Below are 25,858 nucleotides of genomic sequence, written 5' to 3'. Positions count from 1 at the left end.
TCAGGCGCGGTGCCCCCGCCCCGTTACGCGTCCTTGCCCCGTCACGCGCCGCCACGCCGCCGCGCGCGTGCCAGTTTCTGCCGGAGCCCCGCCTCCCGGCTGTGCCGCCGTGCCGTACGGGCGCGGTGCTCCCGGCTCGTGAGCTCCCGCTCCTGCGCCTCCCGCGCGGCCTTCCGCAGCAGCGCCGCCTGCTGGGGGTTGAGGCGGGAGGAGCGGGGCACCTCGTCCGGGTGCCGGGCGCGCCAGTACGGGTTGTCGTGCGGCAGGCCGCCGCTGACCCGGCCGTACATGCCGAAGACCAGCAGCAGGAGCCCGACCACGAAGCTGAACAGGACGTTCTGGAGGCGGAAGGCGAGGTAGTTGAAGCCCGTCTCCAGCAACGCCAGGTTGACGAAGCCGCTCAGCAGGAAGGCGACGCCGAGCACGGCGTTCAGGGTGGAGGCGGTATTGCCGCCGAGCACCATGCCCACGAAGAGCAGCAGGCCGATGACGACGGACAGCACGCTCAGCGCGCCGTTCGTGTTCAGCCCGGCCACCGTGTCGCCGCCGGTGTCGAAGAAGCCGATCCGGTCGATCAGGCCGAGGATGCCGAAGGCGACGAGGACCAGCCCCATCAGTCCGGCACCGAACCGGTAGACCCTGCTCAGCCGGTGGTCGACGGGCAGGTGCTCATCGAGCGTGATGCGCCGCCGGGGGTGGTGGAAAGGCCCGCGGAGGGCGTGGCCGACAGCCATGACCGGCCTCCTTTGCACAGACGTACGCGGGGGACCGCGGGAGTACCTCCCTCCAGCTTCCGCCAGGGGGCGCGAGGCCGCCATCGCACGGCGTGCGTCTGCCCGGCGCTCAGCCGCCGGCGCCGCCCCGCTCCTCACGGATCGCCTGGACCACCCGCGCCGCGGTCTCCCGCACCGCGTCCGTCTCCGTGAGGAAGTGCCACCAGTCCGGATGCCGGCTGCCCTCCAGCCCGGCCTCCGCACGCTCCAGCCGCGCCACCGCCTCGTCCAGCGGACGGGCGTGCCGCGGGTCGGGCGTACTGCGGCCCGCCATCGCCAGCCGCTGCGCGTCCCGGATCGCGAACCGCGTCCGCTCGACCTCCTTCTGCCGGTCGAAGGAGACCTCGTCCAGCCGCCGCAGCCGGTCCCCGGCGGCCGACACCGCCTCGTCCGTCGTGTTCAGCAGGGCCCGTACGGTCGCCAGCAGGCTCGTCGCGTCCGCCCAGCGCTGCTCGTCCCGCGCGCTCTGCGCCTCCCGCAGCCTGGTCTCCGCCTGCCGCACCGCGTCGGCCGCCTGGCCGGGCACCTGCTGGAGGTCCTGCCAGCAGGCCACGCTGTACCGCCGCCGCAGCTCGCTCAGCACCGGCTCGACGCCAGCGGCCCGCGTCGTGATGGCCTGCGCCCGCGTCCGCAGCGACACCAGCCGCTTGTCGATCTCCGCGGCCTTCTCGGGCAGCCGCTCCGCCTCGCTCCGCACGGCTTCGGCCCGCCGCAGGACATCATCCGCGCGCCGGATCGTCTCCTGCACGCCGTGCTGCCCGGCCCCTTGGTTCAGCTTGGTGAGCTCCGGCGACAGCGCCGCCAGCCGCGCCGCGAGATCGTCGGCTCTCAGCCCGCTGCCGCGCACCGAGTCCAGCGCCTGTGTCGCCGCGAGCAGCGCCTGCCGCGCCCGCTCCACCGCCGGCGCCAGCCGCGCCAGCTGTGACTCAGCGGTCTGCAGCAGCGGCCCGAGGCCCTGCGCGAACCGTTCCAGCTCCTTGCCGACCGCCGTCAGCTCGTCCTTCGCGCGGGTCAGGTCCGCCCGCGCCCGTGCGGCGGCGCCACCGTCGAGATCGTCGCGGTCCAGGTCGTGGGCGTCCACCGCCGCGATGTACGTCCGGCTGACCTCGTCGATCCGCCGGCTCAGGCCCGTGTACCCCTCGGCGGCCCGCCGCGCCCCGGCCGAGTCGTCCACCGCCGTGATCGTCTCGATCGAGATCCGCAGGTCCCGCTGCGCGGTGTCCAGCTCGTAGAACGCGGCCGCCGCGGCGTCCTTCGCCGCCTGTGCCTCGGCCCGCTGGCTCTCCCCGCGGCCGAACCACCGCCGCGTACCGCCCCCGGCGAACGCCATCATCCCCCCACCGACTCTCGCCGCGGCCGACGTGGGCACCGACGACGTGCTCGCCGCTCGTACAGCCGCGTGTATGTCGCCGTCACAACCCTCTCCCGCTCGCGTCGCCCCAGGCCCGAAGCCATTCTCCCACCCTGTACGGACGAACACACCGGTCGGTAGGTTCAGCATCCGGGCACTTCCCCCGACGGGTTTGCGAACCATCCCCGCAGGCAAGGTAGTCTGTCGGTTCATCCGGGCGCATAGCTCAGCGGTAGAGCGCTGCTCTTACAAAGCAGATGTCACAGGTTCAAATCCTGTTGTGCCCACCAGCGCGAAGACCCCTCGTCGATCTCGACGGGGGTCTTCGTCGTTCCGGTGGTGCGGCCGGGAGCGGTGGGCCGGAGTGAGGTGCAGGTGGATGTGTTCGGTGGCGGGCATTACTCTGGGGGCGTGTTCGGTACCGTGCAGAAGGCGGGGGGCGCCGCCGCCTTCGATGTGGTGTGCTTGGCGGCCTCGCTCGGGGGTGTGGAGGCCTACCGGGAGATCCTCAGCGAGCTGCCCGAGGGGTTCCCGGCGGCGGTGGTGCTCGTGCAGCACCGGCCGGTGCGGGAGTACGACTCGCTCATCAAGGTGCTCGCCTACCGTTCGGCGCTGCCGGTGCGGCTACTGGCCGACGGCGACCGGCTGACGCCCGGTGTCGCGCATGTCGTGCCCGCGGGCCACGGAGCCTCCTTCACGTCCGAGGGCGAAGTGTCGCTGCACCCCGTGGACGGCAGTCGGACGGCGGATCACGTCCTCGCCTCGGCCGCCGCCGCGTTCGGTCCCCGTCTCCTGGCGGCGGTACTGACCGGCCGGCTGGACGACGGCGCTCTCGGGGTGCGGCACGTCCGGGGGGCCGGTGGCCGGGTGTTCGCCCAGGACCTCAGCACTTCGATGGCCTCCGGCATGCCTCGCGCCGCGATCGCGACCGGCTGCGTAGACTTCGTGCTGCCCTTGCCGGTGCTGGCTCATGCGCTGGTCAGCCTGGTGATGGTGCCGGGCGCCGCGGGGCTGATGAGGGTGTCGTTGCCGCCCTGGGCGGCGGTGATCCCGCCGACGGTCGCCGGCTGACACCGGACGAAAGGCGAGCAGTCATGACGGGCAGCGGAGCCAGTCCCGACGATCTGCTGGGCAACCGGCTCCTGGCGGCTCTGCCGGACGCGGAGCGCGAACGGCTGTTCCCCCTGCTCAAGCGGGTCGACCTGGAGCTCTCGGAGAGGCTGTACCGGCCCGGTGAGCGGATCGACGCCCTGTGGTTCCCCATGCGCGGCGTCTGCTCGATCGTCGCCGAGCTGGACGGGCCGGACGTGGAGGTCGCCACCGTCGGCGACGAGGGGGTGGTCGGGCTCCCGGTGTTCCTGGGCGTCGGCATACCGACCGAGCGGGCGGTCTGCCAGGTCCCCGGCTGGGGATGGCGGATGGACGCCGACCTCTTCCGGCAGGAGCTCGCCCTGGTGGACGGACCGCTCCAGCACGTCATGCAGCTCTACACCCAGACCATGTTCACCCAGCTCGCCCGGAACGCCGCCTGCAACCGCAGCCACCGCACCCGGCAGCGGTGCGCCCGCTGGCTGCTGATGACGGCCGACCGGATGCACAGCAACCAGTTCCTGCTCACGCAGAAGTTCCTCGCGCAGATGCTCGCGGTGCGCAGGTCCTCGGTCAGTGAGGTCGCCGGCGCGCTGGCCGAGGAGGGGTGCATCAGCTACCACCGCGGCACGATCACCGTGCTGGACCGGGAACGGCTGGAAGCCAGGGCGTGCGGCTGCTACCGCGCCCTCCGCGAGTCCATCGACGCCGTGCTGCCGCCGGCTCCGGTGCCGTCCGGGGGCGCCTAGAGCCGCTCCGCGGGAAGCCCGTAAGTGCCCGTGCGCGACGGGCTGGCGGGGGCGGAGGGCGGCGCTACGCTCGGGGGACCGGGGGAGTGGACCCAGGCGGTACCAGGGGGTGTCCGATGGCGGCCCATGAGGCGAGCGGTGCGGCGGTGGACGGTCTGCGGGCCGGGTTCGCGGGGGAAGTGATCACGCCGGGGGACCCCGGGTACGACGAGCACCGTGGTGTGTTCAACGCGATGATCGACCGGCGGCCCGCGGTCATCGCGGGGTGCGCGACCGCCGAGGACGTCGGCCGGGCGATCCGTTTCGGGCGGGAACAGGGCCTGGAGATCGCGGTGCGCGGCGGTGGGCACGGCGTCGCGGGGACGGCGGTGAACGACGGCGGTCTCGTCGTCGACCTGCGCCGGATGAACGCCGCGACGGTCGACGCCGGGAGCCGCACGGTCCGCGTCGGTGGCGGCGCGACCATGGGCGACCTCGACCGGGCGGCCGCCGCACACGGGCTGGCGACGACCGGCGGCCGGGTGTCGACCACGGGCGTGGGCGGTTACACGCTGGGCGGCGGGTCCGGCTGGCTGGAGCGGAAGTACGGGCTGACCTGCGACAACCTCCTGGAGGTCGAGCTGGTCACGGCGGCCGGGGAGGCCGTGCGGGCGAGCGGGACGGAGCGCCCCGAGCTGTTCTGGGCGCTGCACGGAGGCGGCGGCAACTTCGGCGTGGCGACCTCCTTCACGCTCCGGCTGCACGAACTGCCCGCGTTCAGCTTCGGGCTGCTGGTGTGGCGCCCGGAGGCCGGGCCCGAGGTCATGCGCGCGTACCGCGACTTCATGACGGCGGCGCCGGACGAGGCAGGCGGCGGGCTGCTCTACCTCACGGGCCCGGCCGAGGAGTTCGTGCCCGCGCACCTGGTGGGCCGTCTCGTGGTGGCGTGCCTGGTCACGTACGTGGGGCCGGTGGCGGAGGCGCGGGAGGTGATGGCGCCGATGCTGCGCCTCGGGCACGAGGGCGAGCTGATCACGGACATGCCGTACGCGGAGTTCCAGTGCCTGCTCGACGACCCGCCCGGCTACCGGAACTACTGGTCAGCCGAGTACCTGGCCGAGCTGCCCGACCCCGCCGTCGACACCTTCTGCCGGTGCGCCGGTGACATGGTCGTGCCCTCGCCCTCCCAGCACCTGCTGCTGCCGCAGGGCGGCGCGGTCGCGCGCGGCGCGGCGGACCACCCGGTGCCCTGGCGCTCGGCGCCGTGGGCGGTGCACCCGCTGGGCCTCTGGGAGGACCCGGCCGACGACGAGCGGGCCCGGCGGTGGGCCCGCGGGCTGCGGGACGCCGTGCGGCCGTGGTCGAGCGGCACCGTCTACCTGAACTTCATCGGGGACGAGGGCGGCGACCGGGTCGTCGCCGGGGTCGGCGCCGACAACCACCGCCGGCTCGCCGCGGTGAAGGCCGAGTACGACCCGGACAACGTCTTCCGCCGCAACCACAACATCCGTCCGGCGCGGGCCGCCTAGGGCCTCTCGTTCGGCTCCGGCCTGCCGGCCTGTACGGCCATGTCCCTTCTGCCGGTTATGCAGGCCTGGTGACTTCACGCGCCGGAAGTGCGGCGGGAGGGGCGGATGTGACGTGCGGAGAGCCCAGGAGACGACTGAGATCGTCATGGGGGTAAGTGGCCGGAATCGGCCGGTTCCGCGTCGATCGTGAGTTCTATGGTGAGGCCAGGTGACCCTGGACCTCGGTCACGGCTGTTCAGCGTGTTCCGCACGAGCGGCAGCTCGGAGAGAAGTCCGTTTCCGAAGGAGAGCAGGGTCCGGCCATGGAGCAGAGTACGGCCGTCTCCCGTATGTCCCCGGCCCCCGGCCGACCCCCCGCGTTCCGCTGGGTGATCAGCGCACGGCGGCGGCCGGGCAGCGACAAGGAGGCCGCCGTCCTCGCCTGTGCGGTGCTGGACGCGCTCGGTGCCGCGGCGGAGGGGACCGCGTCCGTGGTCTCCGATCTGGCCCGGGCGACGGCCTACGTGATGGACCACGGCAGTGCCGACGCCTACCGCCTCACGATCGAGGTGGACGGCGGGCACTGTGCGGTGCAGGTCGACGACCGGGAGGGGGACGACCGGGACGGATGCCGCGCGCCGGCGGGGCCGGGCGCGGAGGAGCCGGCCGACGGCGGTGCCGGGCCCGTCGCCGCGGAGGCGTACGAGGGCCGGCTGCGGGTGCGGCGCCGTGCGGACGGCACGCTCGCGGTGTCCTTCCGCTGTCCGTTCCCGGCGGTCGCGGAGCTGGCGTCGGACGGTGCGAGGCGTACGGCGGCCGTCGTCCAGCTGCCCGTCGCGGCCTGCGAGAGGGTGGCGGACGCCGTCGCGACGGACCTGGTCGCGGAGGGCTGAACCGCGGAGTGCGCGGTCGTCGGGGTGGGTGCGGGGACGGGTCGCCCAAGGGTGAACTGTGGCGGAACACGGTTGCCGGAGAGTTGACCGGCGACCGCCGCGCTTTATGCTTTCTCCGACCGGGATTCCGTGCATAAATGCAGAGTTCGGAGTTTCCCGCGGTGTTTTACGCCGTTATTCGGCCGCCGCGGGCGCTTGGTATGCCGTCAAGCGATGTGACGAAAATTCACCCGACAGAGGCGTTCTGTCATGGCTGATCGATTCTGCGTCGCGAGGCCCGGTTACGGTGCCTGTGCATCCCAGACCCTGGTGCGCATCGGCCCATCGCCGTGTTCGATACGGCCTTAGCACAACTGGGGGTGACGTGGGGGGAAGCGACGCCGACGTGCAGGTATCCGTTCGCCAGGGAGGCGACACGGTGGTCCTGGCACTTCACGGTGAACTCGACCTGGCCATGGCACTACGCATCGAAGCCGACGTCCTGCTGGCGCTGCACGCCTTGTATGCGCTGCGCCGGTCGGTGATATTCCCCATTCCGCGCTCCGGGGCGGTATCAAGGGGGATTCCCGAAACCCTTCCCAGGGTGAAGGCGCTTCCCGACGTGTGTCCCGAAGCGCCGGTCGAAGCGATTCCACTGACGACAGCGTTTCCCGTGACGCTCTCCGGATTCACTTCCGAGGGACGGGCCGGCGGACTCCCCGACGGGTTCGCGGGCTCCGCGACGGCCGCCGCCGAAGCGGTCGAGACGCAGGAGAAGACGATGCTGATCGACCTGCGGCACGTCACGTTCATGGACTGCAGCGGCCTGGACCTGCTGTGCCGGCTGCGCGACCAAGTGACGGCACGGGGCGGCCGGCTGGCGCTCATGAACCTCCGGCCCATCGTGATCCGGCTGCTCAAACTGGCCGCGCTGCGCGAGCCGTTCGAGCTGATCGGGCAGGCGGACGACGGGCCTCCCGGCGCCTGACACCGGCCCGCCCCGGTCCCCGCGGGTGCGAGTCCGCCCGCGGGGGGCGGTGGTGCCGGACCCCGTGCGCAGCGCCCTGTGGGCCGGCAGGCGGCGCCCTGTACGTCAGTACGCGGCGCCCCGTAGGAATCCGGCCAGTTCGCGGTCGAACTCCTCGGCGTTCTCCAGGTGCACCATGTGGCCCGCGGCGGGGATACGGGCCCGCCGGGCCCCCGGTACCGCGAGGGCCACCGCATGGGCGTTGGCGGAGATGTCGGTGCTGTCGAGGTCGCCGTCCATGACCAGGGTCGGTACCCGGATGTCCGCCAGCCGGTCCGCCGCGCCGGCCTCCAGTGCCGTGCCGCGCCCCATCCCCTCGGCGTGCGCCGTCACGGTGGCGGCCGCCGTGGCCCGTACCCGCTCCCGCAGGACCGGATCGACCGCGGCGGGGTCGCGGTGCGGCCCGTCCACCCACATCCGCAGGAAGTGCTCGATGAAGAGCGTCACGCCGCCCGGCGCGCTCACCGCGGCCACCTGCTCCCTGATGTGGTGCAGCAGGAACGGGTCGGAGAACGTCCGGCCGCTGATGCCGGGGGCGGCCAGGACGAGTGCGGCCACGGCGTCCGGGTACGTCAGCGCGGTGTCCAGCGCGACACGCGCGCCGTGCGAGTGGCCGATCAACGTCGCGTGGCCGACGCCGAGATGGCCGAGCAGCGCCCGGAGGTCCTCGTGGTGGGCGTAGTCCCCGTCGACCGGGGAGGAGCGGCCGTGGCCCCGGGCGTCGTACCGGATCACCCGGTGGCCGGTGCGCGCGAGCCGGTCGAACTGCTCGTCCCACATGGTCCGGTCGAGCATGCCCTCGTGCAGCAGTACCAGCACCGGGCCGGCGCCCGCCGCCTCGTAGTACAGCTCGCCACCCGCCACGGGCGCGGTGCCCGACTCCACGTGCGGCCCCGTGCCGGTCACGCCCTGCGCGTCCGGTCCGACGACTGCGGGCATCCTCATATCGCTGCTCATGGTGCCATGATCACACTTTTGCGGTGGAGAGGGGAAGGGCGGGAGGGATCGGGCGGAGTCGGTCACTTCGGTGCCTGTCGTCCGGCGGCATGGATGCGCCGCACCCGCACCAGGCGTGTATAAACTGCATGTATACGTGGCGTGTAGAGTGCCGTCCATGTCCGCAGATCTCGCCCCTGTACCGATACCGGCCCGTGCGGTCCGCAGCCCGACCCGCGCGGAACTCACGCCGACGCGGCCGGTCTTCGGGCGTACGGTGCCCACGGGCGAACGGCCCGGCCCGCGCGCCGCGGCGGTCACCGCCCTCCCCGCGCTGCTCGCCCTCGCGCTCGGCTGCTGGGGCCTCACCCGCGAGCACAGCCTGTGGCGGGACGAGGCGGCGACCTGGCAGGCGGCCCGGCGTTCGGTGCCGGAGATCTGGGACCTCCTGGGGCAGGTCGACCTCGTGCACGGCCTGTACTACCTGCTCGTGCACGGCGTCTTCACGCTCGGTGGGCCGGGCCTGGTGGCGCTGCGGCTGCCGTCGGTCCTGGCCGTCGCGGTGGCGGCGGCCGCGACGGCGGCCACCGGGCGGCGGCTGGCCGGACCCTGGGCCGGACTGGCCGCGGGCCTCGTCCTCGCACTGATCCCCAACATCCAGCACTACGCCCAGGAGGGCCGCGCCTACGCCCTGGTGACCGCGTCGGTCGCCGTCGCCACCTGGCTGCTGGTCCGGGGCGCGGGCGTCGGCGTGGCGGGCCCGGGGGCGGTCCGGCGCCCCGGCGGCCCGGGGTGGTGGGCCGGCTACGCGGTCGCCGTGCTGTGCGCGGCGCTGCTGAACTGGTTCTCGCTGCTGGTGCTGCCCGCGCACGCCGTGACGGTGCTGCTCGCCCGCCGCCGGGGCCTGCGCGGCGTCCTCGTGCGCTGGCTCGGGTCCGCCGCGTGCGCCGTGGCCGGAGCGCTGCCTCTCGTAGTCGCCAGCCGTGCGCAGGCCGACCAGGTGTCATGGATCAAGCCGGTCGCCTGGACCACGCTGCTCGGCATCGCCGCACTGGTGGCCGTCGGCTGCGCCTGCGCGCGGGTGCCGTACGTCCGTGGCGGCGGAAGCGGGGCCGGGCGCGGAGGGGACGCGTACGGTGCCGCGGCCGGGGACCGGCCGGCCGCGCTGTCCCTGGCGTCCGTCGCGCTGCCCCTGCTCGTCGTGCCCCAGGCCGGTCTGCTGCTCGCCTCCCTGGTCCGCCCGCTCTACCTCGACCGCTACGTGCTCTTCACCAACATCGGCTTCGCGCTGCCCGCCGGCCTGGCGGTCGCGGCGGCCGTACGGGCCGGCGCCGCGCGCCTCCCGCTCCGTACCGGGGCGCTGCTGGCCGGGGTGACGGCCCTCGGGTTCCTGGCGCTGCTGCCCGTGGAGACGGGGCTGCGGACCGCCCAGAGCCGGGCGGACGACGTGCTGCGGCCGGCCGAGGTGGTCGCCGCGCAGGCACGCCCCGGCGACGGGGTGCTTTTCCTTCCGGCGGCCCGGCGGGACACGGAGCTGGTGCGCCCGGCGGCGTTCGAAGGGCTCGACGACCTCGCGCTGCGGGAGGGGCCGGTGGCCGGCGGCACGCTCAAGGGCACCGAGCACGCGCCCGCACGCATCCGGGCCGGGATGCTGGCCCACCGCCGGATCGTGCTGGTCACGGACGCCGCGCCGCCCGCTGCCCGGCCGGTCCCGGCGCGCGAGGCCATGAAGAAGCGGGTCCTGGCGACCGCGTTCACACGTGTCAGCACCACCGAGACACGCGGCCGCCGCGTCGACGTCTACGTACGGAAGCCCGGCCGGGACGGCCACGTGCGGAAGCCCGGCTGAGGGGCCGGGGCCCCGGCGGCCGCCCGCGCGCTCAGAGCCTGTGTCATCACCCTGGTCGGATCAGCGAACGTCGTCCGGTGCGTGCGATCGCAAGGCGGCTGGAAGCCCTCGAGGGGGCACCTCCCTGGCCCTCAAGGCCTTGGGGAGGAGCTACCAGGGCCTTTCCCCAACGCCGCGGCAATGGGGCTCCCCTGCTCGAGCGAAGCCGAGAGCTGGGGGAAGTGCCAGGCGGCGGACGCCCGGCCGGGGTGAGGACACCGGCTCTCAGTCCCCGGTGGGCCCCAGCCGCCACAAAGACGTCACCTCCGCCGCGCGGGCGGCGTGCAGCGGGTCCGAGGTGTCGCGGGCCTTCGCGTGCCGGGGCGCGACGTCCAGCCGGTCGAGCACGGTCAGTCCGGCCGCCTCGAACAGGGCGAGCAGGTCGGCCCGGGTGCGCAGCCCGAGGTGCTCGGCGAGGTCGGAGAGGATCAGCCAGCCCTCGCCGCCCGGCGTGAGGTGGTCCCGGAGGCCCGCGAGGAAGCCGCGCAGCATCCGGCTGTTCGGGTCGTAGACGGCGTACTCCACGGAGGACGTGGGCTTGGCCGGCAGCCACGGGGGGTTGCAGACGACGAGCGGGGCGCGCCCGGCGGGGAAGAGGTCGGCGGCGACGGCCTCGACCCGGTCCGCGACGCCCAGCCGCTCGGCGTTCCGCCGGGCACAGGCCAGCGCACGCGGGTCCTGGTCGGTGCCGATGACGCGCCGGACGCCGCGCCGGGCGAGCACCGCGGCCAGTACGCCGCTGCCGGTGCCGATGTCGAAGGCCAGCGGGAGCGGCTCGGCGGGCAGCGGCGCCCGGGCCACCAGGTCGACGTACTCGCCGCGCTGGGGCGAGAAGACGCCGTAGTCGGGGTGGATCCGGTCGCCGCCCAGTGCGGGGATCTCGACTCCCTTGCGGTGCCATTCGTAGGCGCCGACGAGCCCGAGCAGTTCGCGCAGCGAGACGACGGAGTGGGTGCCGCCGTCGGCGGCCGGGTCCGTGCCGCCGTCCTCCGGCGCGGGGCCGTACGCCTGGGCGCAGGCCGCGCGGACGTCGGGGGCGCGGTGCAGCGGGACGCCGTACCCGGCGTCGAGCGGCACCAGCAGCATGCCGAGGATGCGGGCGCGCTGGCTCTGTGCCGCACGGTGCAGGTGGAAGGCGCGGGCCGGGTCGTCGGCGGGCGCCGGCTTGCGGGGCCGCCGGTCGATCCGGCGGGCCAGTGCGGCCAGCAGCTGACGGGCGTTGTGGAAGTCGCCGCGCCACAGCAGTGCGGTGCCCTCGCAGGCGAGTTTGTACGCGGCGTCGGCCTTCGTGCGGTCGTCGGCGACCGTCACACGCCGCGGTGGCAGCGCGCCGTTCTCCGAACGCCACCGGGCGGTACGCGGCACCCCGGCTTCGCTCCAGGTCAGGACGGGCGCGGGGGAAGCGTCCGGCAGGGGGGCGGCGGTGGTCCGCAGGGCGTTCGGCTGGGGTGCGTTCATGACGTCCCGGATCAGGCGGTACGGCCGGCGGCACGTCCCGGAGGAGGGGCACGGCCCAGAAGCCGGGCGGTGCGGGGAAGTTCGATTTTACCGGCACCGGGGCACCCGCCACTTGCTGATCTTGCCGTCGCCCTTCCGGGCGCCTGTCCGGAAGACGCGCCTGTATCGCCTGTAATGCGTACTGGTCGCACCGCTCGCCGGAGTGGTACCGATCGCAGTGGCCGCGACGGCCCGGGAATCGGCGGGCCGCGGCGGCGTGCGGCTCGCCGTCGGATCGTAGGAGGCAGACATGGACAGCAGGCCGGTCGTCGTGGGGGTGGACGGGTCCCCCGACAGCGAGCGGGCGTTGCACTGGGCGGCCGAGGCGGCCCGGCTCCGCTCCGCGCCCCTCCAGGTCGTCCACGTGTGGCCGTACGTCACCTCGGCACGCGCCGCCGACGCCGAGGCGGGCACCGGCGATCCCGTACTGGAGGAGCTGCGGACGAAGCTGGCCGAGGGGCCCGAGCTGCCCGAGATCGAGTTCCGCAGTCTGAGCGGCCTCACGGATGTGATCCTCCCCGGACTCGGGGACCAGGCGCAGCTGCTGGTGCTCGGCTCGCGCGGCCGGGGCGGCTTCGCGAGCCTGCTGCTCGGTTCCAACGGCATGGCGTGCGCCGCGCACTCCGCCGGGCCCGTCGTGGTCGTCCCGCGCCCGGACCGGGGCGGGACGCGGCCGGAGCCGGCGGACGGGCACCGCCCCGGGACGGCGCACGGGCGCGTCACCGTCGGCGTCGACCCGACGGCGGAGGAGGCGGGGGACAGCAGCGCGATCGACTTCGCCTTCCAGGAGGCGGCCCGGCGCGGCGCGGCGCTGCAGGTGGTCGCCGCGTACATGTGGCCGATGGCCGTACCGGTGGCCTTCGACTACGTCGTCGCCTACGACACGACCCAGCAGGAGTACGAGGGCGCGCTGGTCAAGCAGGTGACGGAGGTGCTCGCGAGGTACCGGGAGCGCTATCCGGACGTCGTGGTGGAGGCCTCGCTGCGGCCGGCGGACGCGGCGGGTCAGCTGGTCGAGGAGTCGGAGCGGAGCGACCTGGTGGTGGTCGGCCGGCACCGCAGGCGGCTGCCGGTCGGCCGCCGGCTGGGCGCGGTCGCGCACGCGGTGCTGTTGCACGCGCTGTGCCCGATCGCGGTGGTGCCGGAAGAGGCGCGGGAGGAGCCGGGCACGTCCGGGTGACGTGCGGAGGCGCTCACCCGGAGTGTGCGGCGCCGCGCTCCGGCCGGCGCATCACGTACAGCGCGGCGGACCCGGCGGCGAAGAGCGCGAAGACCGAGACGGCCGTGCTGAACCAGGTCGCGCCGAGCAGATGGCCGCCGAAGTAGCCCAGGGTCACGCTGTACGCGGCCCAGGCCACGCCGGCCAGCATCGACCAGGGCAGGAACTCGCGGACGGTGCGGTGGGCGACGCCCGCGCCGAGGCTGACGACCGAGCGCCCGGCGGGCGCGAAGCGGGCGAGGACGACGACGATGCCGCCGCCCCGGGTGAGCGCGGTGCCGAGACGTTCCTGCGCTGCTGCCAGGCGGCGGGAGCGGGCGATGGCGCGGTCGAAGCGGTCGCCGCCGCGCCAGGCCACCCGGTACGCGGCCAGGTCGCCGAGGACCGAGGCGGTGGCGGCGCACAGGGCGAGCGCGAACAGGTCCGCCAGCGCTGAGCCGCCGCTCACCGACGGGACGCCGACGGCCGCGGTACGGGTCCCGGCGGCGGTCGCGGCCGCGATGAGCAGCACACCGCTGGGGAGGAAGGGCACGAAGACGTCGAGGAGGACGCAGAGTCCGACGATCAGATGAATCCACGGGGGATCCGCCAACGCCCCCAGACTGTCCAGCACCTCGTTACTCCAAGTCGTCCCCGGCCGCGACGTCGCATGGCAGCGGCAGGGGCGGCTTGTCGCTCGTACAGCCGTACAGCGTACGCCTGGGATGTCCCGAGATCGGCATCAGGGGTGGAAGGTGTTGTCCGAATCACGCATTTCCTGCCGGGCCGGTCGCCTGCTGGGCTACGCGGTGGGCCGCCCGGCCCGCGTCCGGCACCCGCCTGCCGTCCGGGACGGCTCGCGCGGCGGCCGATCGGCGGGGACGGTGTGCTCATGGCGCGCGCCCGCGCGCCTCGGTCACGGGGAGCGACGAGGAGGAAGTGGGATGGCGGCAGGAATCCTGGTGGGAGCGGCGGCGCTGCTGGTCGCTGCGGCGGTGCCCGCACACGGCGGCACGCCCGGTGGCGGCGACCTGGTGGTGGGCAAGGAGAGCCGGTTCGCTCCGGTGTCGAAGTTCGCTCCGTCCGAGGCGGTGACCTACGACACGAAGAAGGTGCCGGTCACGGCACGGATCGTGGTGGCGCAGTGGAGGAACGACCACGGAATGACCATCCGGCTGAAGGTCAAGGGGCTCCAGCCGCACCGTACGTACGGCTCGCACGTCCACACCAAGCCGTGCGGCACGAAGCCGGACGACTCCGGGCCGCACTACCAGAACCGGGTGGACCCGAAGCAGCCGTCCGTCGACCCCAAGTACGCCAACCCGCACAACGAGGTGTGGCTGGACTTCACCACGGACGCCGACGGTGACGCCTCGGTGTCGTCGAAGCACCACTGGTGGTTCAGGGCGGGTGAGGCGCGGTCCGTGGTGATCCACGACCACAAGACGCACACCGGGGCCGGCCACGCGGGGATGGCGGGCGACCGGCTGGGCTGCCTCACGGTGCCGTTCAAGCACGCGGCGAGGTAGCGGGGCCGGACACGACCTGAGGGCCGCCGGGACGGGCGGCCCTCAGGGCTGAGCGGAGTGGTGCGGTGGGTCAGGCGGCGCTGGGCTCGCGCCGGGGCGCTGCCGGTGCGGCGCTCCCGTCGCGGTCGCCGGAGCCGAAGAAGACCCGGTCCAGCGCCCAGGTGCCGGGGCCGGTGAAGACCAGCAGGAGGAAGGCCCAGCAGAACAGGGCCGAGAGCTCCCCGCCGTTCTGGAGCGGCCACAGCGCCTCGCCCTGGTGGACGGAGAAGTAGGCGTACGCCATGGAGCCCGAGCTGATCAGGGCGGCGGTGCGGGTGCCGAGGCCGAGCAGGACCAGGAGGCCGCCGACGAACTGGATCACGGCGGCGTACCAGCCGGGCCAGGAGCCGGCCGGGACGGTGCCGCCCTGCCCCATCGCGCCGCCGAGGACGCCGAAGAGCGAGGAGGCGCCGTGGCAGGCGAAGAGGAGGCCGGTGACGATGCGGAAGAGCGCGGTGGCGTGCGGGCGGGTGCGTTCGGTGAACGCGGAGAGGGCAGCGGGCATGACGAAGACTCCTGCGGTTCGGGACGTTAACCGAGAGGCCTGAAGGTTAGGCGTGCCTTAGTCGTACTTGCAAGTTCAAGTGTTCGATCCATGTAAGCTTGTTCGCTTGGTCTGAACCAATGGCGTGTCGTCACCATGGTCCAGACCAATACGGCCGTCAAGGGGTCGCGCAGCGACGGGATTTCCGCCGGCTCACGTCAACGATCGCTCCATGACCCGCTCCAGACGCACCTGACGTGCGCCCTTCGGGTGGCCCCCGCCGGCGCGCCGACCCGCCGTCGCCCGGGCCTGGTCCAGGCTCAGCCGGGCGTCCCGGCCGCGCAGGGTCAGGGTCATCAGCTGGTTGCCGAACCACGGGCCGCCGGTGCGGCGCCAGGACACCGGCGGCCGGGCGGCCCGTACGTGCCGCAGGAGCAGCCGGCCCAGCCACCGGCCCGGCCGGCTCCAGCCGAAGCGGAAACCCGCCCGCATGGCCGCCGGGATGCTGTTGTGCACCGGTGAGCAGGTCAGCTGCAGGACGCGGCCCGCCGGGCCGTCGCCCGCCGGCCAGTGCGGCTCCGCCACGTACGCGTGGTGCACGTCGCCGGAGAGCACGCACACCGTCGCGGGCGCCGCCGGGCCGGAAGCCGCCTCGGAGACCAGCTCGGCCAGCGCCGCGAAGGACTCGGGGAACGCGGACCAGTGCTCCAGGTCGGCCCGCTGCCGCAGCGACTCACCGTGCCGCGCCCAGCGCGGGCCGCGCGCGCCGCCGCACAGCGCCGCGTTCCACACCTCCGCGTCGTGCACCAGGTGCGGCAGCAGCCACGGCAGCGAACTGCCGATCAGCAGGTGGTCGTAGCTGCCGGGCGCGTCCAGCGCCTCCTGCCGCAGCCACTTCGCCTCCGCCGCGTCGAGCATCGCGCGGCGGCCCTCCTCCAGGACCCGGGTGGCGCGGGTGTCGACCATGACCAGGCGTACCCGCCCGAAGTCGCGCCGGTAGCTCCAGCGCGCGCAGGTGGGGTCGGCGTCCGCCGCTGCCGCGAAGTCGCGCACCAGCTCCGTGCCGTCCGCCGCGGCCCGCACCTGGCGGTAGAGCTCGTCGCGCGCCAGGTCGGCGGGGGAGAGGTTCCCGAGGTGCTGGTGGACCCAGTAGGACATCAGGCCGCCCAGGATGCGGTCGCGCCACCACGGGGTCGCGCGCATCCGGGTCTGCCAGGCGGCCGAGGTGTTCCAGTCGTCGATCACGTCGTGGTCGTCGAAGACCATGCAGCTGGGAACGGTGGACAGCAGCCAGCGCACCTCCGGGTCCAGCCAGGACTCCTCGTAGAGGTGGGTGTACTCCTCGTAGTCCGCGACCTGCGTCCACGGCGGCTGCGAGGTGTCCCGGCGGCGGGCCAGCAGGGCCGCGGTCGCCTCGGAGGTCTGGTCGGCGTAGACCTGGTCGCCGAGGAGCAGCAGGACGTCGGGGCGGGGGTGCGCGGGGTCGCGGGCCAGGGTGGCGGCGAGGGTGTCCAGCGCGTCCGGACCGGCCGGGTCGTGGCTGTCGCCCGGTACGCCCGGCACGGCCGCCAGGTGGCTCCGGCTCCCGGAGGGCGGCGCGGCCCAGCGGCAGGAGCCGAACGCCACCGACAGCGGGCCGCGGCCCCCGGGCGGCAGCGTGCGGATGACGGAGGGCGGATACGGGCCGTCCGGCAGCGGCCAGACCTGCGCACCGTCCAGCAGCACCCGGTAGGGCGTCTCACCGCCCGGCGCCAGGCCCTCGACGGGCACCAGCGCGTAGTGGTGCCCGGCGACCTGCCAGGTGCGGTCGGTGCCGGTGACGCCGCCGTCGCAGGCCACGGTCACCTCGCACGGCCCTTCGGTCTCCACCCACACCGTCGCGCTGTCCTCGTCCACGTAGCGCAGCAGCGGTCCGAGCCGCAGTCCGGTCATCGCGGTCCTCCCTCGCGCGGGCCGGTGCCCGCACCTCGGTACGGGCGGCCGCCCGAGCCTCGGGTCCGAGGATAGGAGGAGCGTCCGGGCTTCCGGGGCGGCCGGCGCCGCGCCCGGGAAGCGGGACGGGCGGCTCCGCGGGGCATGGGGTGGAGGGCGGAGCCGCCCGGGTCCGGGTGGACCGCCGCGTCAGCAGCCGTCCAGGATCTTCTTCAGCGCGCCCTTCTCGGCGGAGTCGGCGGTCATGCCGTACTCGTGCTTGACCCACACCCACATCCGCGCGTACTCGCAGTGGTACGAGGTCTTCGGCGGCAGCCACTCGGCGGGGTCCTGGTCGCCCTTGGACTGGTTCACGTTGTCGGTGACCGCGATCAGCTGGGCGTGCGTGAGGTCGTTGGCGAGCTGCTCGCGCCGGTCGGTGGTCCAGGCGGCGGCGCCGGACTTCCAGGCCTCCGAGAGCGGCACGACGTGGTCGATGTCGACGTCCGAGGACTGCGTCCAGGTCTCGCCGTCGTAGGCGGAGGTCCACGAGCCGCTGGTCGCGGCGCAGCTGCCGTCGGTCTCGACGTTCTCGCCGTCCCGCTTGAGGACGACCTCGCGGGTGTTGCAGCTGTCGCCCTGGTCGCTCCAGTGCGGGAACTTGTCGCGGCTGTAGCCGTCCTGCGACCCCTCGGCCTGCTCCTTGATCTCGGCGAGGTAGGTACGGGCCGTGGCGGCACCGGGCGGGGTGGGCGGTGCCGCCTGGGCGGTCTGGCCGCTGAGCACCAGGGTGCAGACGAGCGCGGCGGCCGAGCCGGCGGCGACGGACACGCGACGCGCGTAGACCTTGGACATCGGAACTCCCGTTGATGTGGGGGAAGACAGGAAGTCGTGAGGGGCGGTCGGACTGCCGGTCGGGTGACCGGCCGGACCACACGATGGCGAGGTGACGTTTCCGCCGCGTGGTCTTCAGGTAACAGAGTGACGACATGCTCACGTCAGATCAAGGGGTGACGCACCGCCAGACCGCCGCGCACGCCCGTCCGTTGCTCCTTTCCCCGAGCCCCCCGATCTAAGGTGATCGTGTGCTGCTGCCGGTGAACACCACCCTCGGGGCCGTGCTCGCGGTGCTGCTCGCCGCCGCCGTGACGGTCGCCGCGCTGTGCCGGCTGGACCACGCACGCAGCATCGCCGTCGCAGGTCTGCGGGCCGCCGTCCAGCTCGCCGCCGTCTCCTTCCTCATCGGCTGGGTGGTGCGCGCCGTCCCCCTGCTGGTCTGCTTCCTGCTGCTGATGTACGCGGTCGCGGTGCGTACGGCGGGCCGCCGCATCACCGCGAACCGCACCTGGTGGTGGGCGGCGGCGCCGATCGCGGCAGGCGTGCTGCCGGTGGTGGCCGTACTGCTGCTGACCGGTCTGGTGCCGCCCCGCGGGGTCACGCTCATCCCGGTGACCGGCATCCTCATGGGCGGGGCGCTCACCGTGACGGTGCTGAGCGGGCGGCGCGCGCTGGACGAGCTGGAGACGCGGCGCGGCGAGGTGGAGGCGGGCCTCGCGCTGGGCCTGCTCGACCGGGAGGCGCGGATGGAGGTGGCCCGGCCGGTCGTCTCCGACGCGCTGCTGCCGGGCCTGGACCAGACCCGGACGGTGGGCCTCGTCACTCTGCCGGGCGCGTTCGTCGGCATGCTGCTGGGCGGCGCCTCACCCGTCGAGGCCGGTGCGGTGCAGCTGTTCGTGCTGGTGGCGCTGCTGGCCGTGCAGGTGGTCGCGGTGGCGGTGGTGCTGGAGCTGGTCGCGCGCGGGCTGCTGCACCGCGTACGCTTGATCCCAGCAGAAGGGGAGTAGCTCTTCGCCGGACCGTCGACATACTGCAGGCCCTCGTGGCCTGCCGGCGCCCGGAGCGTACGGATCCCGATCCGTACGCCAGCGAGACCTTCGGCCGCAGTGTCCGACGCTGCCGTGCCGAAGCGACCCCTTTTCCCCGGGCCCCTTTCGGCGCGGCCCTATCGAACGAGGTATTCCACCCCGTGTTCAGCTTCTCCGTCGCAGCCGTCGTCTTCGGCGTCGTCTTCCTCGCCGAGCTGCCCGACAAGACCGCACTGGCCGGGCTGATGCTCGGCACGCGCTACCGCGCGTCCTACGTCTTCGCAGGTGTGGCCGCGGCCTTCGTGGTGCACGTCGCGCTCGCCATCGCCGCGGGCAGCGTGCTCACCCTGCTGCCGCACCGCCTGGTGCAGGGCATCGTCGGCGTGCTCTTCCTCGCCGGCGCCGCCGTCCTGCTGTTCAAGAAGGACGACGACGAGGAAGAGGTCAAGAAGCCCGCCGACCAGAGCTTCTGGAAGGTCTCGGGAGCGGGCTTCATGATGATCCTGGTCGCGGAGTTCGGCGACCTGACGCAGATCATGACCGCGAACCTCGCGGCCCGCTACGGCGACCCGGTCTCCGTCGGCATCGGCGCCGTCCTCGCCCTGTGGGCGGTGGCCGCGCTCGGCATCCTGGGCGGCCGCACGCTGATGCGGTTCGTGCCCCTGAAGCTGATCACGAAGATCGCGGCCTGCGTGATGATCGTCCTCGCGGGCTTCAGCCTGTACGAGGCGATCGCGGGCTGAGCCGCGCGGCAACGGCGAAGGGCGCCACCCCGTGCGGGTGGCGCCCTTCGTGGTTCTTGTGCGCTCAGGCGGTGACGTGCAGCCGTACGCCGCCCTCGGGGAGCACCTCGACGCGGAGCTGCGTCAGGTCGTCCACCCGCACCGTCGGCCCGAACGCTGCGGCCCGGCCGCCGACGCCCACGACGCGCATCCCGGCGGCCAGGCCGGCCTGGATGCCCGCCTCGGAGTCCTCGAAGACGACGCAGTCCTCGGGGGTGAAGCCCAGCTCGGCGGCGCCCTTGAGGAAGCCCTCCGGGTCCGGCTTGCTGGCGCTCACCGACTCCGCGGTGATCCGTACGTCCGGCATCGGCAGCCCGGCTGCGCCCATCCGGGCCTCGGCGAGCGCGACGGTCGCGGAGGTCACCAGCGCGTGCGGCACGGCGGCGAGCGCGGTCATGAAGGCGGGCGCGCCCGGCACCGGTACGACGCCGTCGGTGTCCGCGGTCTCCTGCTCCAGCATGCGCCGGTTGTCCTCGTGGTTCTGCTCCATCGGGCGGTCGGGGAGCAGCGCGGCCATGGTGGCCCAGCCCTGGCGGCCGTGGACGACCTTCAGCACTTCGTCGGCGTCCATGCCCTGCTCGGCGGCCCAGCGGCGCCAGCAGCGCTCGACGACGGCCTCGGAGTTGACGATGGTGCTGTCCATGTCGAGCAGCAGGGCGCGGGCGGTGAGCGTGCGGGATGCCGTCATCGGCGGACTCCTGTGCTGGAGAGCTGGAGTGATGCGAGACAAGCGGCCCCGCCCGCCGGTCAGGGGAAGCGGGCGGAACCACTTTGTTCATCCACGATACAAAGCACTTCCGCCACACGCCAAGCCCCCCTGGTCAGCAGACCAGGGGGGCGAGGTGGTACAGGGGACGAAAGGGCCGGTCAGGGCTCGGTGGTGAGGAACTCCAGGGAGGCGCGGGTCGCGCGTCCGTAGACGCCGTACGGGTCCTCGGTCTCGCCGTACGTCCGCTGGTACCTCGCCACGGAGGCCGTCACCCCGGCGTCGTACCGGCCGTCCGCGGGCCCGGCGTACAGGTCCAGCTGCGCCAGCCGCCGCTGCAGCTCCGCCACCTCCGGGCCGCTCGCGCCCTCGGACAGCACGCCCGTACCGGCGTCCGAGCCCGTGAGGAAGCGCCGGGCCTCCTCGCGCGTGCGCTCGGCGGTGTACGCCGTCGGAGCGTCCGGCGGGCGGCTGAACGGCGTCTCGGCGGCGGTGGCGGCCGCCCGCGCGCCGGGCAGCCGCGTCGCCGAGCGGGACGCCGCGCCCGGGGCGGTCGGCCGGGCCTCGGCAGCCTCGTCCGCGAGGCCGGCGGCGGGGCGCTCGCCACGGTCGGCGAGCACGTCACCGGCCCCGGTCCCCGCGCGCAGCTCGCCGCCCAAGAGCGCGGCACAGACCGAACCGGCCGCCGCGGTGACCACGAGCCCGGCCCGCAGCACCGGGCGCCTGTGCCGCTCCGGCCCGGGCAGGTCCCCCGCCGGCGCGGCGGGCGCGGGCGGCGCGTCCATGAACGTCACGGGCCCCGCGACGGGCAGACCGTCCGGTCGCAGGCCGGTGGTCCGCCGGGGGCCCGGCCCGGACGCCTGCCCGGCACTCTGCGGGGCGTGCGGCGGATGGAGGGCCGACGGCGCCGCGGACGACGCACCGACCGGTTCCGGGGCGTACCGCGCGGACGACGGCTCGGCGGGCGCGGCGCCCGGCCCGTACGTCCCGGCGGTGGCGTACGGCTCGGAGGCCGGAGCGGACGGCTCCGGGGCGCGCTGCGGGGCGTACGGCGGCCGGGGCACCCGGACGTACGAAGGCGGGGGGAACGCCGGCGGGCCGTAGGCGCGCACCGTGAAGACGCGGGGCCTGCGGGGCGGGTCCGGCGGATCACCGGGGTCGGGCGCGTCCGGCAGTGAGACGTACGGCCGGATGTGCAAGGGGTCGAAATCCTGGGCAGCCGCCTGCTCGCACCGGCAGCCGGGGCGGCCGCCCGTCCGGGCCGGGGCTAAGCAGGTCGGGCAGTTCCTGGCCTCCACGTGCGGTCCCCTCCCTAGTTCTCGGCTGCGATTATGCAGACGCCGCCGCCTCCTGCACAGGGCCCCCGGACGTGAACAACCGGAGTCCAACACATCGCCCAACGCGCCATAGCGGGGCAAAATGATCGGAACGGGGAGTGCGGCTCCGCTCCCCGGCCGCGGTCCGGAGCCCGACCCGCCCCGCCGCGGTTCCGACGTGAAGGAGACGTCCATGGCGCAGGACACCAGCGCTCCCGCCGCCCCCGCCGAGGCCCGGCCGCGGCGGACCGTCCTGGTGGCGATCGGCGCACTGCTGCTCGGCATGCTGATCGCGGCGCTCGACCAGACCATCGTCTCGACCGCGCTGCCCACGATCGTCAGCGAGCTCGGCGGCCTGGACCACCTCTCCTGGGTGGTCACCGCCTACCTCCTGGCGTCCACGGCGGCCACCCCGCTGTGGGGCAAGCTCGGCGACCAGTACGGCCGCAAGAAACTCTTCCAGACCGCCATCGGGATCTTCCTGATCGGCTCCGTACTGTGCGGCATCGCGCAGAACATGCCGCAGCTCATCGCCTTCCGGGCGGTCCAGGGCCTGGGCGGCGGCGGGCTGATGGTGCTGTCGATGGCGATCGTCGGGGACATCGTGCCGCCCCGCGACCGCGGCCGGTACCAGGGCCTCTTCGGCGCGGTCTTCGGCGCGACGAGCGTGCTGGGGCCGCTGCTCGGCGGGCTCTTCGTGGACCACCTCAGCTGGCGCTGGGTCTTCTACATCAACCTGCCCATCGGCGCGGTCGCCCTGATCGTCATCGCCGCCGTGCTGCACATCCCGTCGAGCCGCACCCTGCACCGCATCGACTACCTCGGCACCGCCCTGATCGCCGCGGTCGCCGCCTGCTTCGTCCTGATGACCTCGCTCGGCGGGGTCAGCTATCCGTGGGACTCCTGGCAGATCATCGGCCTCGGCGTGCTCGGCGTCCTGCTCCTGGGCGCCTTCGTACTGGCCGAGCGGCGGGCCGCCGAGCCCGTGCTGCCGCTGCGCCTCTTCCGGCTCCGCACGTTCGCGCTCACCGCGGCCATCGGCTTCGTCATCGGCTTCGCGATGTTCGGCGCGATGACGTACCTGCCGACGTTCCTCCAGGTCGTCCACGGCGTCTCGCCGACCATGTCCGGGGTGCACATGCTGCCGATGGTCATCGGCATGCTGCTCTCCTCGACGGTCTCCGGCCAGCTCGTCAGCCGCACCGGGCGCTACAAGGTCTTCCCGATCGCCGGCACCGCCGTCACCGCCATGGGACTGCTGCTCCTGCACAACCTCGACCGGTCCAGCGGCGTCGCCGAGATGAGCGCCTACTTCTTCGTCTTCGGCCTCGGACTCGGCCTGGTCATGCAGGTGCTGGTGCTCATCGTGCAGAACGCCGTGCCCTACGCCGATCTGGGCGTGGCCACCTCGGGCGCCACGTTCTTCCGCTCGATCGGCGCGTCCTTCGGCGTCTCGATCTTCGGCACGGTCTTCGCCAACATGCTGGGCCCGCGGATCGCCGACGCGCTCGCCGGCCGCCGGCTCCCGCCGGGCGTCGACCCCGGCAGGCTCGCCGAGGACCCGCGCGCGGTGGCGCAGCTGCCGCCCGGCGAGGCCTCCGGCGTGCTGGACGCCTACGCCACCTCGATCACGAACGTGTTCCTGTACGCGGTGCCCGTCGTCCTCCTCGCCTTCGCGCTGGCCTGGCTGCTCAAGGAGGAACCGCTGCGCGGGTCGGTCACGGCCCCGGACACCACCGAGGTGCTCTCCTCGAACCCCGTCGAACGCTCCTCGCACGACGAGTGCGCCCGCGCGCTCACCAAGCTGGGCTGCCTGGAGGGCCGCAAGAAGCTCTACGAGACGATCACCGCGCGGGCCGGGTGCGACCTGAAACCGGCGGCGAGCTGGATGGTGCTGCGGATGAACCGGTACGGCTCGGTGGAGCCCGCGCTGCTCGCCGAGCGCAGCGCCGTACCCCTCGGCGTGATCTCCGAGGCCACCCGGCAGCTGGAGGCGCGCGGGCTCGCCGAACGGGAGGGCATGCCGATGATGCTCACCGAGGCCGGGCGGCGGGTCGCCCACCGGCTCGCGGCCGCCCGCCAGGAGGCGCTGGCCGAACTCCTCGGCGACTGGTGGACCAAGGACCGCCCCACCGACCTGGCCGAGCTGGTGCGCGAGCTGACCGCGGAGCTGGGCGGCTCGGACTCCGAACGGCCGCACAACGGCGACGCCCGGCCCGTCCAGCGCCGCCCGGCGGGCCCGCGCCCGGTCTGAAGGACGCGCGGGCCGTCGGTTCTCCGAGCGGGAACGGCGGCCCGCGCCCGTCAGTCCAGCCGCTTCTCGAACCAGATCTGCGAGTACGGCCCCTCGTTGTACGCCGGTATCTCCGCGAACCCCGACCGCCGGTAGAAGGCGATCGCCTCCACCAGGTCGAGCCGGGTGTCCAGCCGGATGCGCCGAGCGCCTAGGCCGCGCGCCGCAGCCTCAGCGGCGGCCAGCAGCACCCCGCTGCCCCCGCTGCCGCGCAGCCCGGGCCGGACGTACATCCGCTTGAGCTCGGCCGTGTCGGCGGACAGCAGCCGGACGCCCGCGCAGCCGCCCGGCTCGTCGCCGAACCGGGCCAGCAGGAAGGCCCCGGCGGGCGGCGCCAGGTCGTCGCTCGGGTCCTCGGCGACGGCCCGGTCCAGCTCCTCGCCGGTGACCGGGCGGCCGTACCAGCGGGACGCCACCTCGTCGAGGTAGGCCCGCAGGATGGCGGCGGCCTCGGGCGAGGTGACCGGTGCCGCGCGGACCGTCCAGGTCGGGCGGCCGGTCACGCATTCCCCCGTCATGAGGGTCAGCCCTGCTTCGGAGCGGCCTGCTGGACGACCTCGAAGGACCACACGGTGGAGCCGGAGGCGGCCGGCTTCGGACGCTCGGCACCCTCGCCGCCCTGGTGCGCGGCCTTCATCGGGCCCTCCATCCACGCCTGGAAGGATTCCTCGTCCCGCCAGCGGGTGTAGACGAGGTACTGGTCGGTGCCCTCGACCGGACGCAGCAGCTCGAACCACTCGAAGCCGTCCGAGGACTCCACGGCGCCGGCACGCGAGGCGAAGCGCTTCTCCAGCACCTCGCGCTGCTCCTCCGGGACGGTCAGCACATTGATCTTCACGATGCTCATGCCGCCATCCTGCCGCATCCCCCGGAGCCGCCCCGGGGCGCCCCACGGCTGTCGGTCGGGGCTTTTGTCAGTCGGTCAGGGCATCGATGGCTGCTGTGACAAGTGAACGGGCCTCGGCGCCGTACTGGGCCAGCTCTGCCAAGTTCCCGAACGCCTTGAGGTACAGCCCGACATCGCTCGGTTGAGTTTCCTCGATCGACGCCGGCAGCGTTTCGATGTGTACGCGTCGGCGGTCAAAAATGGTGAACGTTTCCAGGGGCCATGAAACGCGGGGTGCGGTGAACGGAATTATTCCCAGCGAGACGGACGGAAGTGCCATGACCGACAGTAGATGTCCGAGCTGAGCAGCCATGACCTCGGTACTGCCGAAGCGATACCGCAATACTGATTCCTCGAGCAGCACGGCGAACCGATGGTCCGATCGAGGCCAACAAGGCTGTTGCATATCCGGGCGTTTGAAAGAAGCCTGGCACAACGTTGGAACAGTACACGTGGAACTGCCGTGTTTGTTCGTAGAGTGGAACGCCCGACTCCTGTAGCCGCCTGAGCCCTGTTCGCTGCAGCCGCTTCCACTGGACGTACATCGAATCCGCTTGCCGGTTGGCGGCAATGAGGTCGGCTGCCTGTTCGGGTACGCCGCACGCCGCACACCAGGCCCTCATGTCGGAGTCGCTGGGAGGCGTCCTGGCGTGCTCGATCCGGGACGACTTGGACTCGCTCCATCCGCAACGGGCAGCCGGCTCGCGGCCCGTGATGCCCGCGTCGAGCCGAAGCTCCCGCAAGCGGCCGGCCAGCGCTGCTCCGGCTTCCTGAGCTCTTGACGAAGGAGATGGCATGAGTGGGCTGTCCGGTTGTGCCTGGATGCTGTATTCGCTGTGCGGGATTGCTCGCTGCCAGACGGCCTCAACGCTTGCCCGCACAGTTTCAGCGTCTCGGTGTCCGTACTGGGTTCATCCGCGACATGACTGCCGTCCCCTGCGAAATGGCGCACGCGGAGCAGGTTTCCGTCGAACAGCCGGAAGTCGTTGGCGGGCAGGAGGACATCGGTTGCCTGCCTGCGCGGCAACCAGCGTACTTCGGAGCTCGCCAACGTGCGCGACCGTGCCCGTGCGGGCGGTGACATGACGACCGTGACCGACTGCAACGTCTTCATGCGTCGGCATCCGGAAGGGCACGCATGACTGCTCTGACATCCGGACCAGGACCCGCAAAAGGAGAT

24 protein-coding genes, 1 tRNA gene and 1 pseudogene are annotated in these 25,858 nt (G+C 73.4%); 12 read left to right on the top strand and 14 right to left on the bottom strand.

What is annotated here, in order from left to right; translation table 11 throughout:
- Positions 1 to 41: 41 nt before the first annotated feature.
- Together AAC944_RS12265 and AAC944_RS12260 are read right to left on the bottom strand one after the other, a co-directional pair.
- A complete protein-coding gene (locus AAC944_RS12265) occupies positions 42 to 734 on the bottom strand; it encodes a DUF4383 domain-containing protein (RefSeq protein ID WP_078888703.1) in 693 nt (230 codons plus the stop codon).
- Positions 735 to 843: 109 nt separating this feature from the next.
- The gene (locus tag AAC944_RS12260) at positions 844 to 2,106 is read right to left on the bottom strand and encodes a hypothetical protein (RefSeq protein ID WP_037772620.1); all 1,263 of its coding nucleotides are present in this window, start codon (positions 2,104 to 2,106) and stop codon (positions 844 to 846) included.
- A 233-nt stretch (positions 2,107 to 2,339) separates the two neighbouring features.
- Between AAC944_RS12260 and AAC944_RS12255 the strand changes: the two genes are divergently transcribed.
- The 6 genes from AAC944_RS12255 to AAC944_RS12230 all read left to right on the top strand — a co-directional run bounded on the left by AAC944_RS12255 (position 2,340) and on the right by AAC944_RS12230 (position 7,309).
- Positions 2,340 to 2,414: transfer RNA gene (locus AAC944_RS12255), tRNA-Val, on the top strand.
- A gap of 121 nt (positions 2,415 to 2,535) precedes the next feature.
- Positions 2,536 to 3,195 (top strand): chemotaxis protein CheB, encoded by a 660-nt coding sequence (locus AAC944_RS12250; protein WP_196943107.1) that lies wholly within the window; start codon positions 2,536 to 2,538, stop codon positions 3,193 to 3,195.
- Positions 3,196 to 3,218: 23 nt separating this feature from the next.
- Entirely contained in the window at positions 3,219 to 3,962 is a 744-nt protein-coding gene (locus tag AAC944_RS12245) for a Crp/Fnr family transcriptional regulator (protein WP_037772618.1), read from the top strand.
- Between the two features lie 116 nt (positions 3,963 to 4,078).
- Complete coding sequence (locus tag AAC944_RS12240) at positions 4,079 to 5,470, top strand: FAD-binding oxidoreductase (RefSeq protein WP_030618135.1); 1,392 nt, start codon at positions 4,079 to 4,081, stop codon at positions 5,468 to 5,470.
- Between the two features lie 302 nt (positions 5,471 to 5,772).
- Positions 5,773 to 6,342 carry a hypothetical protein gene (locus tag AAC944_RS12235; RefSeq protein WP_030618134.1) on the top strand — a complete coding sequence of 190 codons (570 nt, stop codon included), beginning with the start codon at positions 5,773 to 5,775 and terminating at the stop codon, positions 6,340 to 6,342.
- A gap of 364 nt (positions 6,343 to 6,706) precedes the next feature.
- Positions 6,707 to 7,309: an STAS domain-containing protein gene (locus tag AAC944_RS12230; protein WP_368397158.1), complete on the top strand. Its 603-nt coding sequence runs from the start codon at positions 6,707 to 6,709 to the stop codon at positions 7,307 to 7,309.
- A 105-nt stretch (positions 7,310 to 7,414) separates the two neighbouring features.
- Here the strand turns inward: AAC944_RS12230 and AAC944_RS12225 are convergent, their stop codons facing one another.
- Positions 7,415 to 8,305 carry an alpha/beta fold hydrolase gene (locus tag AAC944_RS12225; protein WP_368397157.1) on the bottom strand — a complete coding sequence of 297 codons (891 nt, stop codon included), beginning with the start codon at positions 8,303 to 8,305 and terminating at the stop codon, positions 7,415 to 7,417.
- A gap of 157 nt (positions 8,306 to 8,462) precedes the next feature.
- Between AAC944_RS12225 and AAC944_RS12220 the strand changes: the two genes are divergently transcribed.
- Positions 8,463 to 10,133 carry a glycosyltransferase family 39 protein gene (locus AAC944_RS12220; RefSeq protein WP_078888700.1) on the top strand — a complete coding sequence of 557 codons (1,671 nt, stop codon included), beginning with the start codon at positions 8,463 to 8,465 and terminating at the stop codon, positions 10,131 to 10,133.
- A 264-nt stretch (positions 10,134 to 10,397) separates the two neighbouring features.
- Here AAC944_RS12220 and AAC944_RS12215 read toward each other — a convergent pair whose 3' ends face one another.
- The gene (locus AAC944_RS12215) at positions 10,398 to 11,630 is read right to left on the bottom strand and encodes a 50S ribosomal protein L11 methyltransferase (protein ID WP_078888699.1); all 1,233 of its coding nucleotides are present in this window, start codon (positions 11,628 to 11,630) and stop codon (positions 10,398 to 10,400) included.
- 289 nt (positions 11,631 to 11,919) lie between these two features.
- Between AAC944_RS12215 and AAC944_RS12210 the strand changes: the two genes are divergently transcribed.
- Complete coding sequence (locus tag AAC944_RS12210; RefSeq protein ID WP_030618120.1) at positions 11,920 to 12,849, top strand: universal stress protein; 930 nt, start codon at positions 11,920 to 11,922, stop codon at positions 12,847 to 12,849.
- A 13-nt stretch (positions 12,850 to 12,862) separates the two neighbouring features.
- Here AAC944_RS12210 and AAC944_RS12205 read toward each other — a convergent pair whose 3' ends face one another.
- The gene (locus AAC944_RS12205) at positions 12,863 to 13,480 is read right to left on the bottom strand and encodes a DedA family protein (protein ID WP_438272795.1); all 618 of its coding nucleotides are present in this window, start codon (positions 13,478 to 13,480) and stop codon (positions 12,863 to 12,865) included.
- 331 nt (positions 13,481 to 13,811) lie between these two features.
- Here AAC944_RS12205 and AAC944_RS12200 point away from each other — a divergent pair, with 331 nt between their 5' ends.
- Positions 13,812 to 14,396, top strand: a complete 585-nt coding sequence (locus AAC944_RS12200) for a superoxide dismutase family protein (RefSeq protein WP_037772614.1) — start codon at positions 13,812 to 13,814, stop codon at positions 14,394 to 14,396.
- 70 nt (positions 14,397 to 14,466) lie between these two features.
- Here the strand turns inward: AAC944_RS12200 and AAC944_RS12195 are convergent, their stop codons facing one another.
- The 3 genes from AAC944_RS12195 to AAC944_RS12185 form a co-directional block, all read right to left on the bottom strand.
- Positions 14,467 to 14,940 (bottom strand): DoxX family protein, encoded by a 474-nt coding sequence (locus tag AAC944_RS12195; protein WP_030618112.1) that lies wholly within the window; start codon positions 14,938 to 14,940, stop codon positions 14,467 to 14,469.
- A gap of 192 nt (positions 14,941 to 15,132) precedes the next feature.
- Entirely contained in the window at positions 15,133 to 16,851 is a 1,719-nt protein-coding gene (locus tag AAC944_RS12190; protein ID WP_051871967.1) for an alkaline phosphatase D family protein, read from the bottom strand.
- 189 nt (positions 16,852 to 17,040) lie between these two features.
- Positions 17,041 to 17,685 (bottom strand): HNH endonuclease family protein, encoded by a 645-nt coding sequence (locus tag AAC944_RS12185; protein ID WP_030618107.1) that lies wholly within the window; start codon positions 17,683 to 17,685, stop codon positions 17,041 to 17,043.
- A gap of 230 nt (positions 17,686 to 17,915) precedes the next feature.
- On the opposite strand from AAC944_RS12185, the gene AAC944_RS12180 reads away from it, so the two are divergent.
- Positions 17,916 to 18,674 (top strand): ABC transporter permease, encoded by a 759-nt coding sequence (locus AAC944_RS12180; RefSeq protein ID WP_030618104.1) that lies wholly within the window; start codon positions 17,916 to 17,918, stop codon positions 18,672 to 18,674.
- 182 nt (positions 18,675 to 18,856) lie between these two features.
- Positions 18,857 to 19,438 (top strand): TMEM165/GDT1 family protein, encoded by a 582-nt coding sequence (locus AAC944_RS12175; RefSeq protein ID WP_030618102.1) that lies wholly within the window; start codon positions 18,857 to 18,859, stop codon positions 19,436 to 19,438.
- 64 nt (positions 19,439 to 19,502) lie between these two features.
- Here the strand turns inward: AAC944_RS12175 and AAC944_RS12170 are convergent, their stop codons facing one another.
- The gene (locus tag AAC944_RS12170; protein ID WP_030618099.1) at positions 19,503 to 20,165 is read right to left on the bottom strand and encodes an HAD-IA family hydrolase; all 663 of its coding nucleotides are present in this window, start codon (positions 20,163 to 20,165) and stop codon (positions 19,503 to 19,505) included.
- Positions 20,166 to 20,344: 179 nt separating this feature from the next.
- Complete coding sequence (locus AAC944_RS12165) at positions 20,345 to 21,382, bottom strand: peptidoglycan-binding protein (RefSeq protein WP_051871966.1); 1,038 nt, start codon at positions 21,380 to 21,382, stop codon at positions 20,345 to 20,347.
- A 310-nt stretch (positions 21,383 to 21,692) separates the two neighbouring features.
- Here AAC944_RS12165 and AAC944_RS12160 point away from each other — a divergent pair, with 310 nt between their 5' ends.
- Positions 21,693 to 23,753: an MFS transporter gene (locus AAC944_RS12160; protein WP_030618094.1), complete on the top strand. Its 2,061-nt coding sequence runs from the start codon at positions 21,693 to 21,695 to the stop codon at positions 23,751 to 23,753.
- A 50-nt stretch (positions 23,754 to 23,803) separates the two neighbouring features.
- Here AAC944_RS12160 and AAC944_RS12155 read toward each other — a convergent pair whose 3' ends face one another.
- The 4 genes and pseudogenes from AAC944_RS12155 to AAC944_RS12140 all read right to left on the bottom strand — a co-directional run bounded on the left by AAC944_RS12155 (position 23,804) and on the right by AAC944_RS12140 (position 25,762).
- Positions 23,804 to 24,310, bottom strand: coding sequence for a GNAT family N-acetyltransferase (locus AAC944_RS12155; protein WP_030618091.1), 507 nt, complete (start codon positions 24,308 to 24,310; stop codon positions 23,804 to 23,806).
- 5 nt (positions 24,311 to 24,315) lie between these two features.
- Positions 24,316 to 24,639: an antibiotic biosynthesis monooxygenase family protein gene (locus AAC944_RS12150; protein WP_030618088.1), complete on the bottom strand. Its 324-nt coding sequence runs from the start codon at positions 24,637 to 24,639 to the stop codon at positions 24,316 to 24,318.
- A 67-nt stretch (positions 24,640 to 24,706) separates the two neighbouring features.
- Positions 24,707 to 25,394: pseudogene (locus AAC944_RS12145) on the bottom strand (helix-turn-helix domain-containing protein).
- Positions 25,298 to 25,762: a DUF6879 family protein gene (locus AAC944_RS12140; protein ID WP_368397268.1), complete on the bottom strand. Its 465-nt coding sequence runs from the start codon at positions 25,760 to 25,762 to the stop codon at positions 25,298 to 25,300. Before AAC944_RS12140 ends, AAC944_RS12145 begins: the two are co-directional and overlap by 97 nt.
- Positions 25,763 to 25,858: the final 96 nt, after the last annotated feature.

The sequence above is a fragment of the Streptomyces sclerotialus genome (genome assembly GCF_040907265.1).
Lineage (GTDB): Bacteria > Actinomycetota > Actinomycetes > Streptomycetales > Streptomycetaceae > Streptomyces > Streptomyces sclerotialus.
The sequence above is the reverse complement of the archived record's forward strand: the minus strand, read 5'-3'. Positions and strand labels throughout refer to the sequence as shown.